The sequence below is a fragment of the Cohnella hashimotonis genome, from assembly GCF_030014955.1.
Lineage (GTDB): Bacteria > Bacillota > Bacilli > Paenibacillales > Paenibacillaceae > Cohnella > Cohnella hashimotonis.
The window spans coordinates 1,144,446-1,156,235 of record NZ_JAGRPV010000001.1 but is presented as its reverse complement, the minus strand read 5'-3'; the positions used below and the strand labels follow the sequence as shown (position 1 = coordinate 1,156,235).

General features: G+C 57.9%; 11 protein-coding genes. All 11 read right to left on the bottom strand.

Going from position 1 to position 11,790, the window contains the following annotated elements:
* Positions 1–22: 22 nt before the first annotated feature.
* The 11 genes from KB449_RS04535 to tatC all read right to left on the bottom strand — a co-directional run bounded on the left by KB449_RS04535 (position 23) and on the right by tatC (position 11,684).
* Positions 23–871, bottom strand: a complete 849-nt coding sequence (locus KB449_RS04535) for an AraC family transcriptional regulator (protein WP_282907231.1) — start codon at positions 869–871, stop codon at positions 23–25.
* A 156-nt stretch (positions 872–1,027) separates the two neighbouring features.
* A complete protein-coding gene (locus tag KB449_RS04530; protein ID WP_282907230.1) occupies positions 1,028–1,558 on the bottom strand; it encodes a YceI family protein in 531 nt (176 codons plus the stop codon).
* A gap of 178 nt (positions 1,559–1,736) precedes the next feature.
* Positions 1,737–2,600 carry a hypothetical protein gene (locus tag KB449_RS04525; RefSeq protein ID WP_282907229.1) on the bottom strand — a complete coding sequence of 288 codons (864 nt, stop codon included), beginning with the start codon at positions 2,598–2,600 and terminating at the stop codon, positions 1,737–1,739.
* Between the two features lie 141 nt (positions 2,601–2,741).
* Complete coding sequence (locus KB449_RS04520; protein ID WP_282907228.1) at positions 2,742–3,668, bottom strand: AEC family transporter; 927 nt, start codon at positions 3,666–3,668, stop codon at positions 2,742–2,744.
* On the bottom strand, positions 3,665–4,879 hold the full coding sequence (locus KB449_RS04515) for an MFS transporter (protein ID WP_282907227.1): 1,215 nt from the start codon (positions 4,877–4,879) through the stop codon (positions 3,665–3,667). Before KB449_RS04515 ends, KB449_RS04520 begins: the two co-directional genes overlap by 4 nt.
* 91 nt (positions 4,880–4,970) lie before the next feature.
* Positions 4,971–5,930, bottom strand: a complete 960-nt coding sequence (locus tag KB449_RS04510) for an acetylxylan esterase (protein ID WP_282907226.1) — start codon at positions 5,928–5,930, stop codon at positions 4,971–4,973.
* 138 nt (positions 5,931–6,068) lie between these two features.
* Positions 6,069–6,761 carry an MgtC/SapB family protein gene (locus KB449_RS04505; protein WP_286672184.1) on the bottom strand — a complete coding sequence of 231 codons (693 nt, stop codon included), beginning with the start codon at positions 6,759–6,761 and terminating at the stop codon, positions 6,069–6,071.
* A 113-nt stretch (positions 6,762–6,874) separates the two neighbouring features.
* Complete coding sequence (groL, locus tag KB449_RS04500) at positions 6,875–8,509, bottom strand: chaperonin GroEL (protein ID WP_282907224.1); 1,635 nt, start codon at positions 8,507–8,509, stop codon at positions 6,875–6,877.
* Between the two features lie 84 nt (positions 8,510–8,593).
* On the bottom strand, positions 8,594–8,878 hold the full coding sequence (groES, locus tag KB449_RS04495) for a co-chaperone GroES (RefSeq protein WP_090110743.1): 285 nt from the start codon (positions 8,876–8,878) through the stop codon (positions 8,594–8,596).
* A 242-nt stretch (positions 8,879–9,120) separates the two neighbouring features.
* Complete coding sequence (locus tag KB449_RS04490) at positions 9,121–10,398, bottom strand: methyl-accepting chemotaxis protein (protein ID WP_282907223.1); 1,278 nt, start codon at positions 10,396–10,398, stop codon at positions 9,121–9,123.
* Between the two features lie 494 nt (positions 10,399–10,892).
* Positions 10,893–11,684, bottom strand: a complete 792-nt coding sequence (tatC, locus tag KB449_RS04485) for a twin-arginine translocase subunit TatC (RefSeq protein WP_282907222.1) — start codon at positions 11,682–11,684, stop codon at positions 10,893–10,895.
* Between the last annotated feature and the right edge of the window lie 106 nt (positions 11,685–11,790).

Genomic DNA, 11,790 nt, shown 5'->3' with positions numbered 1-11,790 from the left:
CCGATTCCATTCTTAAAAACGGCTATCCTCCGACCGTGTATCTTTCGCGGTATTGCTGTGGATTCAATCCTACCAACTGCCGAAACGAACGGTAAAACGGAGCCGCGCTCTGAAAACCGCAGGCAAGGTACACGTCCGTCACCGACAAATCGCTCGTCGCCAGCAAACGCTTGGCCTCCTGCACCCTCACGAACGTCAGGTACTCCTTAAACCGCTTGCCCACGCCCTCGACAAAAAGATGACGCGTACGAGACTCGCTCAGCGACAGCGTCTTCGCCGCCTCTCGCAGCCCGAACGGCTCCCTGAATCTCTGGGCTACCGCATCCAGCGCAGGGCGCAAACGCTCGAGCGCATCGCTTCGCTCCCGCCATTCCCTGCGTCCGTATCGCGCTTCTTCGGCTCGGTACAGCCAGACGGCGAGCGTCAGCATCGACGATCGCAGAAGCGGACCGTACGACGACCGCTTCGCTTCATACTCGCCCAGCATGGCAGCCAGCAACGGCCCGGGTTGTTCGGACGCCGCAGGCCGATGCAAGCGCCATTCAGGCTCGTTCCAGGTCGCCGCGCGCGCGAACGGCCGCAGCAAATACCGATCCTCGGGGGCAAATAAAGACTCGCTGAAATATACGAACGCGAACCGGCAACCCGCTGCCTCGGCCATGGCGATGTGAGGCTCGTAAGGCGGGAACAGCATCAGCGCGCCCGGCTCGACAGTCACTGTCTCCTCCCCGATAAAAAAAGTGCCGCGACCCTCGAGGCAGTAGCCGATCTCGAAAAAGGAGTGCCAATGCTGCTCTGTACGCTCCGTTTTCAGGCTGTATTCGAACAGATGAAGCGGCACTGCGGCGTCGAAGCTGAACATCTCGAGCATCTCGATTCTCCTTGCGATCGCGCCGATAGCGGCCCGTCGCTTTTAGCGCTAATATACCTGCGACAGGGATGTTCGGCAACAAAAAAAACGAAGGACCGCCCCTCGGTCATTTTCATGACTGAGGAACAGCCCTTCTTATCCATAATTAGTGCCAGCTTACGCCTTAACGGCTTCCAGTTCGAGCGAGATGGCCACATCGTCGCCCAGCATGACGCCGCCCGTTTCCAGTGCTGCGTTGTACGTCAGTCCATAGTCGCTGCGCTTGATCTTGCCCTTCGCGCTGAAGCCCGCGCGCTGGTTGCCCCACGGATCCTTCGATGCGCCTTCGTACGTCACTTCGAACGTTTCTTGCTTCGTAACGCCATGCAGCGTCACGTCGCCTGTGACGTCGTATTCGCCTGCGCCGGTCTTGACGATGTTGGTCGCCTTGAAGATCAGCTTCGGATGGTTCTCGACATCAAAGAAATCGGCGTTGCGCAGGTGCGCGTCGCGGTCGGCATTGCGCGTGTCGATGCTGGACAGGTCGATGGACAGCTCGATGTCGGCCGTCGTCAGGTCGTCTGCATCCGCGTTTACGTTCGCTTCGAACGTGTGGAACGTGCCCTTTACCTTCGAGATCATCAAGTGGCGGATCGAGAAATCGATCGAGCTGTGCGATGCGTCAATACCCCAAGCGGATTTTGCCATTTTATTTTCCTCCTCATAATTAACTAACATTTAGGAACATGCTTTATTAAGTTAAGTAACATATCCTAAATATAGAGTAATATCGGGCGGCTGTCAACTGTGTAATTTATCTTTACATTTAAAAAAAGCCGCCCCGTCATCCGGCGGGAACGGCCGATCGCACAAGCCATTTTTAAGTTTAATCACGGAGCAGCCAGCCGAGCAGATCGCGGGATTCGCGATCGATCACCGCGACCATCGGTCCGAGCTTGGGTTCATTTTTCGTATGAAAGGTCACCTTTCTCAACTGCTCGGGGTCGGCCGAAGGAAGTTCGATCACCTCACCCTCGCCATCGACGGCAGAGAGGCCGGCCGGATGAAATCCCGGCACGTCAATCTCGGCCTCCCACCAATCGCCGACGACGGATGCCCTGTCGCTCTCAGGCATTGCCTCCCAGGCAAGCTTGCGCAGAGCGGAGTCAGCTTCTTCTGCGTTCGCTGCATTTTCTTCGGCGTCGGCGCGAATACCGAAAAAGAAAGGAACCGTACCTTGCGGCCAGGTTGCCGTCACCTCGTACAATTGATCGCCTTTGCCTGCTGCGACTCGAAGCTTCCCATCCCGCAGCTCAATGGCCTCGACGGGCCGCTCCGTCCCGGGGAAGTACGCAATACTGTGAACGCTGTCCGGCGGATCCCCCGACCAGGCAAGCGCGATCTCGTCGCCTGCGTTCGCGAACGGCTTGACCTTGACGTCCTCGAAGCTAGGCGGCATCGCTGCGGCATCCGCGCACACGCCGATGCCTTTTTTGTTGTCGCTCCAGCAGAAGCTGCCGGTCTGTGCCTCGAAGGTCGTGCCGCCAACGGACACCTCAAGATGCGGCACGACATCCGGCATCTTATAAGAGTCTGCGGAAGGCGCGGGCAACTGCACGGACGAAGCGGGTGCCGAAGGAGACTTCGGCAGCTCTCCTCCGGTCTCCGCTCCCGTAAAAACCTCGCGAGCTCCGCAGCCCTGCAAGATCAGCAGCGCGCCTAGGATCCAATATACCGCATATTTTTTCATCCATATTCCCCCGATCTGTATCCGTCTAACATCCAGACGCTTCCAGATCAGGAGAAGTTGCATGGGGCGCACAATATACCAGGGGTAACCTATGTACACCGCGCCCAGTCCCCATGACCATGCACCTGTACAAAACAGTCGTTACACGCCCAGTATCGCGATAACCGCCGCCACCGTCACGGTGCTGACCGCAGTCGAGGCGAAAACCGTCTGCGAGGCAAACTCGGGTTCGTTGTCGAATTCGACGGCGAGCAGTACGCTGCTTAGCGAGGTGGGAACGGCGGACGAGACGATCAAAGCGCTTGCCAGCAAGCCGTGCGCGCCTATGATTTCGCAAGCGCCCCATGCAAGCAGCGGACCGGCTGCCAAGCGCAGCACCAGGGATAACCCGATGTCCGACAACAGCTGGCGGCTGATGCGCCAAGCCATGCTCCCCAGCTGCACGCCGAGCGTGATCAGCGCCGTGCCGATGAAGGCATTGGATAAATAATCGACGGAGGTCACGACGGAGTCCGGCAGCGGCACCGAGAGGTAGCGCATCAGCAGCGCCACGGGAATCACGTAGATGACCGGCATCGACAGAATGACCCGGCGAATCTGGCGCCAATCCGACTTGTGCGCATTGACGCTGTAAACGCCGTATGTATTTGGAATGAGGGACTGCATCATCATGATCAGCACCTGTACGGACAACGTATACGGGTTGTTGTGGAACGCCAGCTGGTTAAGCGGGATCCCGTAGTTTGCGCTGTTGTAGAACAGCACGCTGCACTGCATCGCGCTGCGCATCGACGGACCGTATCCGCGAAGACGGACGACCGCCGAAACGAGCGCGTACTGGAGCAGCATAAAAATGGCGAAAAACGCCATGACCATGCCAAACAGAGAGAGCGAGATGGCCGTATTGTAGAGCAGCTTGAACATGATCGCGGGAGAAAATAAATAAAAGTTCAGCTTCGACAGCGTCCGAATGTCCAGCTTAAAGCAGCGTTGCAAGATGATGCCGAGCGCGATCAAAATCGAAATCGGAAGTACGTTGTTCACGAGAATATGCAAAAAAACGGTCATGCGGCGCCCTCCCCGGCCGAGCTGGGCTCGGGGCGGTCCAAGTGCCGCTTGCGGAACAGCAAGAGGGCCGAACATAAGAGCATCAACCCGTTAAGCACGAACACCCAGCGGATCGGAATCCAGCCGGAGAGCAAGCCGCCGAGCACCGGTCCGAGCATCGTGGCCAGCTGTGTGGACGATTGGCTGAGGCTGAAGGCGCGGCCCCGAAATTCCGGCGCCGTGACGCGTACGATCATGGCGTTAAGCGCGGGATAGACGCCGGCGAAGAATAGGCCGTATACGAAACGGAGCGCGCCGAACTCGGTATAATGCCCGACGAAAAATTGGAGTAGATTGCCGATGCCCCCGCCTGCGAGACCGATGACGAGCACTTTGATGAAGCCGATCCGCTGGCCGATCTTGCCCCACTGCGGCGCCGCGATCAGCGTCGCGATACCGACGGCCGAGAAGACGATTCCTGCCTGCAGCGAAGCATCGGATTGCTCCCCGCCTAGCTGTGTCATGTAGATCGTCAGCAGCGGCTCCAGGATCATGACGGAGAAGGTGCTAAGGCCGACAAGCAGGAGCAGCGTGATGAACGTGCGGTTGTGGACCGCCTGCGACAGATCCTCGCGGATGCTGGACCGCTTTGCCGAACGGTTGAATTTCTCCTCTTTGACGAAAAAGCTCGCGATCAGTGCCGATACGAAAACGACTGCCGCCGAAAATAAAAAAGCCTCCCGGTTGCCCGTCAGATGGCTCACGACGCCGCCGACGAGCGGCCCGATGATGCCGCCGCTGGCGCCGGCCGTCGCCATGACGCCGAGCGCGTATCCCGATTTTTCCTCCGGCGTATTCGTCGCGACCAGCGCGATCGAAGCCGGAACATAGCCTGCAAGCAAGCCTTGGCACACCCGCACCAACAGAAACACATACGGATCGTGCACGAAATAGGTGATCAGGTACAACGCCGCGAGACTGTAGCCGGAGCGGATCAACATCGGTCTGCGCCCGTATTTGTCGGCAAGCGACCCCCAATATGGCGCGATCAGCGCGCTTGCGAGAAAAGTAACGCCGAACGCGAACCCCGACCACTGGTTGACGTGATGCTCGACGCCCAGGTCGTTTTTCAGGAACAAAGGGATGAACGGTATGGCGGCCGAGTAAGCCATGCTGCAAAAAAACACGCCGGTCCAGAGTACGTACAGATTCCTCTTCCATGAAACGTTCAAAGCCATTCACTTCCTCGGGTGAAATAACAAAAGCAGACCCCCCCGCTCAGGGGGAGTCCGTACTGTAATGAGTATAACACGATATACCGGATTAGTCCCGCATAAAGAACTGCATCGTCTTGTCCGAAGAGCCAGGCAGACCTTCGTGACCGAAGTCGGGATAGATGACGAGATCCTTCTTCGCCGTGATCTTGTTGTAGGCGGCGAACTGCGTCGATGGCGGACAGACCGAGTCCATCAGCCCGACGAACATGAGCACTTCGCCTTGAATGCGGTCGGCCAGGTACTGAAGATCGATATAGCCGAGTTTGGTGAACACCTCTTCCTCTCGCTCGTGCGTCGGGTCGAAGCGGCGGAAGTAGTCGCGCAGCTCCTGATAGGCATCCTTCGCCAAGTCCATCTCCCAGACCCGCTTGTAGTCGCAAAGGAAAGGGAATACCGGAGCAAGCTTGGATATACGCGGTTCAAGCGCCGCGCAAGCGATCGTGAGCGCGCCGCCCTGCGAGCCGCCGGCCGCGTATACGCGGGACGAATCGACCTCCGGCAGGCCGAGCGCGATGCCGGCGAGCTGTGCCGTATCGAGGAAAATATGTCGGAACAGCAGATTGTCAGGATGATCGTCCAGACCGCGGATAATATGGCCGTTCAGCGTATTGCCCTTCACGCCGCCGACATCCTCTGATTGGCCGCCTTGACCGCGGGCATCCATAGACAGCACGGAATAGCCGAGCGCGGCGTATGCGAGCTTGTCGTTCCAATCGCCTGCGCTGCCCGAATAACCGTGGAACTGCACGAGGGCCGGATGCGGCTCCTGCACGTTTTTGGGACGAACGTACTTCGCATGGATGCGTGCGCCTCTGACGCCCGTGAAGTACAGGTCGAAGCACTCGGCCTTCGGCGTCTGGAATTCGCTCGGAACGAGCTCGACCTGCGGATCGGTCGCCTTCAGCTCGGCTAGCGCGCGCTCCCAGTACTCGTCGAAATCGGCCGGGCGCGGGTTGCGTCCCCGGTACTCTTTTAACTGCTCTAAAGGCATGTCAAGCGCAGGCACAATGATCTTCCCCTTTGACAAATAGGTATTGCGGGATGGCATTCCCGGCTCCGTCCGAATTGAAGCGTATTCATTGTACCATAGACTGGAAAAACTGTCCCCCTGCAATTCTTGCGCTTTTTGCGCGCTTTTTTGGCTTTATTGCCATTCGATGTGCCGGACATGGACGAGTTCGTGCAGCGCCGCAAGCAAGTTTTCCTTGTCGCAGGAAGCCGGCAGCTTGAGCGACAGATCGACGGAAATCTCCCGCTTGTCGTCCCGGTCCGTCTGTATCGCGATCAGCGACACCTGAAGCTCCTTCAGCTTGGCAAGCAATTCTTCCATTGCGCCTTCCCCGCCCTCCATCCGGATCCCGACATGCTCTGCCGCCGCCTGCCCGAGACGGCCGATGCTGCGCTGCAGGAGCGTCTGTCCGAGTACGATCAAAATCACCGCGCCGCCTCCGACGATGTATAAGCCCGCACCGATCGCCATCCCCATCCCTGCCGTGGACCATACGCCGGCCGCCGTCGTCAGCCCCTTGATCGTCTGCTTCTGCAAAATAATCATGCCGGCCCCCAGAAAGCCGACGCCGCTGACGACCTGCGCCGCGATCCGCGAAGGGTCGAGCGAGAGATTGGGCCAATCGCTCTGGTCCCCGAAGCCGTATTTGGACAGCACCATCATGAGCGCTGCGCCTATGCCTACGATAAAGTGCGTCTTGATTCCAGCTTCCTTCATCCTGCTCTTGCGTTCGTAGCCGATAATCGCCCCGCACAATCCTGCGGCCGCGATTCGGAGCAGCCATTCCCATTCCACCCGATCACGCCCTCTCTTTTTAATTTGTTGCATAAAAAAGTACCCATAACCGTTTTATTACCCTTGCTGGCGATCTTCCGCAACGCAAAAAACCGGACTCCGATTTGGAGTCCGGCCAGGTATTGCTATATTCGCGGTGGATGGAATTAGAATCCGCCCATGCCGCCCATATCGCCCATGCCGCCAGGCATGCCGGCAGGCGCTTTGTCCTTCTCAGGCTTGTCGGTGATGACCGCTTCGGTCGTCAGGAACAGGCCTGCAACGGATGCTGCGTTTTGAAGCGCGGAGCGAGTCACCTTCACCGGATCGATGATGCCGGCTTCGAACATGTTGACCCACTCGCCGGTAGCGGCATTGTAGCCGACGCCGACTTCTTCCTTCTTCAGACGCTCGACGATGACGGAGCCTTCTTGGCCCGCGTTGGCAGCGATCGTGCGGATCGGCTCTTCGAGCGAGCGAAGGATGATGTTGACGCCCGTCTTCTCGTCGCCTTCGGCGTTAACGGCCGCAACCGCGTTGTAAACGTTAACCAGCGCCGTGCCGCCGCCGGAAACGATGCCTTCTTCGACGGCTGCGCGAGTCGCGTTCAGTGCGTCTTCGATGCGGAGCTTGCGCTCCTTCAGTTCGGTCTCGGTAGCAGCGCCAACCTTGATGACGGCAACGCCGCCTGCCAGCTTCGCCAGACGCTCTTGGAGCTTTTCGCGGTCGAAGTCGGAAGTCGTTTCTTCGATTTGTGCGCGGATTTGGTTGACGCGCGCCTTGATATCGTTCGAATCGCCCGCACCGTCGACGATAATCGTGTTTTCTTTGTTGACGCGAATTTGGCGGGCGGAGCCCAGTTGGTTCACGTTCGTGGATTTCAGCTCAAGACCGAGCTCTTCGGTGATCACTTGACCGCCGGTCAGAGCCGCGATGTCTTGCAGCATCGCCTTGCGGCGATCGCCGAAGCCAGGCGCCTTGACGGCTACGCAAGTGAACGTGCCGCGCAGACGGTTGACGATCAGCGTCGCTTGCGCTTCGCCTTCGACGTCCTCGGCGATGATCAGCAGCTGCTTGCCGGATTGTACGACCTTCTCCAGAACAGGCAGAATCTCTTGGATGTTGGAGATCTTCTTATCCGTGATCAGGATGTACGGATTGTCCAGCACCGCTTCCATCTTGTCCGTGTCGGTGATCATATAAGGGGACACATAGCCGCGGTCGAACTGCATGCCTTCGACGACGTCCAGCTCGGTCAAGAAGCCCTTGGATTCTTCGACGGTGATGACGCCGTCTTTGCCGACCTTCTCCATCGCTTCGGCGATCAGCTTGCCGACTTCTTCGTCAGCCGCGGAGATGGAAGCGACTTGCGCGATGTCGTTGCTGCCTTCGACTTGCTTGGAGATCGCCTTCAGCTGCTCGACAGCGGCGCGTACGGCCTTGTCGATGCCCTTGCGGACGACCATCGGGTTCGCGCCGGCCGTGACGTTCTTCAGGCCTTCGCGGATGATGGCTTGCGCCAGGACGGTAGCGGTCGTCGTGCCGTCGCCGGCAACGTCGTTGGTCTTCGTGGCGACTTCTTTGACGAGTTGAGCGCCCGCGTTTTCGAACGCGTCCTCAAGCTCAATCTCCTTGGCAATCGTCACGCCGTCGTTCGTGATCAGCGGGGAGCCGAACTTCTTCTCGAGCACGACGTTACGGCCCTTCGGTCCAAGCGTTACCTTTACGGCATTGGCCAGTGCGTCTACACCGCGGAGCATCGCGCGGCGCGCGTCTTCGCTAAACTTGATTTCTTTAGCCATTCTTCAATAACCCTCCTCGATTTTGGTTCCCTTGTCAGGATAGGTAATGCTTGCGATTGCTTATGTCAGCGGTTGTCCGCCGGCTTAGCCGACGATCGCGTGAATGTCGCTTTCTTTCATAATCAAATACTCTTTGCCTTCGTACTTGATCTCGGTTCCCGCATATTTGGAGAACAGAACGCGATCGCCTACGCTGACTTCCAGCGCGATGCGCGCGCCGTCTTTGCCGACTGCGCCGGCGCCTACCGCGATAATGGTGCCTTCTTGCGGCTTTTCCTTGGCCGTATCCGGCAGAACGATACCGCTCAGCGTCTTTTCTTCCTTGGCGCTTGCTTCGACAAGCACGCGATCACCCAAAGGTTTGATCATGAAAATTGCCTCCTTTTGTACTCCGTTACGGAGAAGTTTGCGAAGTTTAGCACTCAATCGTGTTAAGTGCTAATAACCACTACCTATAATACTGATTTTGGATAACCATTTCAAGTCCCTTTGCGTTAAAAAAATAAAGGCGGATCCGCATCAAGTGCGGATCCGCGCTCATTCGACATGCTTTTATCGTTTCCGCAAATTGCCCCGGACTATACGCATACGCCGTTGCTTTTTGCGCCGTCTTACGTTCTGAAGTTGCCGACCAGCGTCTTCAAGCGGGCCGCCATCGTACTGAGCCTGTCGGCCGTGCGGGCCATCTCTTCCGTCGACGACAGCTGCTGCTGGCTCATCGCGGTCACTTGCTCGGTAAAGGACGCGTTCTCTTCCGTGACGCGCGTAATATCGTTGATCGACTGCTGTACCGACTGGCTGCCCGCAGACATCTGTTCGACCGCCGCGGCGACGTCGCCGATATTGGCGCTCAGCTTGCCGACCTCGCCGACGATCTCCCTGAATGCCGACTCCGCGTGCTGCATGCCGGACACGGCGCCGAACACCTGCTCCGCGCTCTGCTCGAACATTGCGGCCACCTTGGTGATATCGCCTGACATCGCCTCTAGCGTCGTCGCGATCTGTACGGCGGACTGCTGCGTCTGATCGGCCAGCTTGCGGATCTCGCCGGCAACGACGGCAAAGCCGCGGCCGTGCTCTCCCGCGCGCGCGGCCTCGATCGCCGCATTCAAAGCGAGCAAATTCGTCTGGCTCGAGATCTCCGAAATATAACCGATGACCTCGATGACTTTCTCGGACTTATGGTTAAGGCCGCGAACCGTCTCCTGCAGCGAGCGGAACGCCGACTCGACCTGCGCGATATCGCTCGACGTCGTCTGGAGCAGCGTGGAGCCGCCTTCGGCCCTGTCCCGCGTAAGCTGAGCGGCATCCGATACGCCCGTCGTCGTCGTGGCAACCTGCGTCAGCCCGCTGATCGTTTCGGTCATGACTGCCGAGATCTGCTGCGACTGCGATACTTGCGTCTCCGAGCCTGCCGCTACCCGCTCGACGGCTCTGGACACTTCGCTGCTCACTCTCGCGTTTTCGTCAGCGCCCGTTTTTAGCTGGATGGCGGACGCCGCGAGCTCGGCGGTATTTTCACGGAGCTCCTTCATCATCTTCTGAAGGCCCTCCAGCATGGCGTTAGCGGCCTTAGCCAGGTCGCCGACTTCGTCGTGCGTATATACCGGGATGCGCTGGGTCAGGTCGCCGCCCGAACCCGCGATGTTCTTGAGCGTGCCCGTCACGCCTCCGATCGAATGGAGAAGCTTGCGAGAGACGGTCAGCAGCGCAGAGCCGCCGCCCACCAGGATCAGCGCATCAATGACGATAACTTCAATTAATAACGCCGTATGTCCTTTGAACACCGAAGCTGCCGCAAGTAAAATAAAAGACAGCACCAACAGAACGACCAGCGAGACGTAGCCGATCAAAAACTTCGTTTGCAAGCTGATTCCCGAATTGCGCATGCTTTACCCCTCCGAATTAAAGTCGCTTGCTCTCGTCTATGTAAGCACTTCCATTTCGAATCTCAGACACATTTTAGCACAAGATCGTTTTGGATAATATCGGAATATGTCGAATATGTGAAAGGATTTTAATTTTTTGTCGGCAAACTTGAATCGGGCGCCCTAAAACGAATGATACGATGGCCCTACATGGCCACTTTTTCCCGTTTTAAAGGTATCCCTTTCGGTCAGGAGCTCGGTCAAATCGCCTATATGAAGGCAGCGAAAGCATCCCTGCAAAGACATGTCATCTGAAAGGATGCCAGGGATGCGAGTCATGCGTCGTCGTGCAGTGCCGTCGTCGCTCCTAGCATGGGACCTTTCCTGATTCAAAGGGATACCGTTCAAACGCGCTGCGTGGTCTCATCCGCCCCCGGGATCGGTGAAATCGACAAAAAAGCGTCTGCCGCGAAGGCTGGCACTGCCCTCAATACGGCAAACGCTTGTAAAACCCGTTAATCCTCTTCGTCAAATTCGGCTTCTCGTTCGGCGGCGCGACGCAGGCGCTTGTTGTAGGCGCTCGCCGACAGCAGCACGCTAACCTCGTACAGCAGAATGAGCGGCACCGCCACGAGCAAGTCCGAGATGACGTCCGGCGGCGTCACGACGACGCCGACCACGGCCATGACGAACCAGGCCAGCTTCCTTAGCTTGCGCAGCAGATCCGGACTCAGAATGCCGATCCGCGTGAGAAACAATATGACGATGGGCAGCTCGAACAAGAGCGACATCGGCACCAGAATGTTAAACAGGAAGCTGAAGTATTGGTTGGCCCCGTATACTTGCTTCAGCCCCAAGTTTGCCGTGACCTTCTCCGTGAATGAATAGGCCATCGGGAAAATGACGTAGTAGGCGAATGCCAGCCCCGCCAAAAACATGAAGAGCGCTCCGGGTATGTAACGCAGCGTCGCGCGCTGTTCCTTTTTCCCGAGCGCGGGCTTGACGAATGCCCACAGCTGGAACAAGGTGAACGGAATTACGACGATAAACGAGATGATAAAAGCGAACTTCATATATAGGCTGATCGCGTCCCACGGCGAAAAGGCGCTGAGATCGATCTGTCCCGACGGTGCGGCGTCGACGAGATAATCGAACAGCGGCTCTGCGCCGAACAAGCCCCCGACCAGCGCGAGCACCAGCACGATGATGATTAAAATGACCCTTTTGCGCAATTCTCCGATATGCTCCATGAGCGGCATTCCGCCCATTTCCATCGTATCGGCCTTAGCGCCCGAGCGCTCCGCCATATGCGACCTCCGCCCTACCGGGCACAAAAAATCAGGACGGCCTCCGAAACGCAAGCCGCCCTCCGTATTCATGAGTTCCGTTCGTCCGGGTTACCCGCGACCATAC

What these genes read in the sequence shown, in the direction of transcription:
- groES (WP_090110743.1), bottom strand. Translation starts at nt 8,878, where the DNA reads ATGATCAAACCTTTGGGTGATCGCGTGCTTGTCGAAGCAAGCGCCAAG.
- KB449_RS04505 (WP_286672184.1), bottom strand. Translation starts at nt 6,761, where the DNA reads ATGCAACAAATTAAAAAGAGAGGGCGTGATCGGGTGGAATGGGAATGG.
- tatC (WP_282907222.1), bottom strand. Translation starts at nt 11,684, where the DNA reads ATGGCGGAGCGCTCGGGCGCTAAGGCCGATACGATGGAAATGGGCGGA.
- KB449_RS04490 (WP_282907223.1), bottom strand. Translation starts at nt 10,398, where the DNA reads ATGCGCAATTCGGGAATCAGCTTGCAAACGAAGTTTTTGATCGGCTAC.
- KB449_RS04530 (WP_282907230.1), bottom strand. Translation starts at nt 1,558, where the DNA reads ATGGCAAAATCCGCTTGGGGTATTGACGCATCGCACAGCTCGATCGAT.
- KB449_RS04520 (WP_282907228.1), bottom strand. Translation starts at nt 3,668, where the DNA reads ATGACCGTTTTTTTGCATATTCTCGTGAACAACGTACTTCCGATTTCG.
- KB449_RS04535 (WP_282907231.1), bottom strand. Translation starts at nt 871, where the DNA reads ATGCTCGAGATGTTCAGCTTCGACGCCGCAGTGCCGCTTCATCTGTTC.
- KB449_RS04525 (WP_282907229.1), bottom strand. Translation starts at nt 2,600, where the DNA reads ATGAAAAAATATGCGGTATATTGGATCCTAGGCGCGCTGCTGATCTTG.
- groL (WP_282907224.1), bottom strand. Translation starts at nt 8,509, where the DNA reads ATGGCTAAAGAAATCAAGTTTAGCGAAGACGCGCGCCGCGCGATGCTC.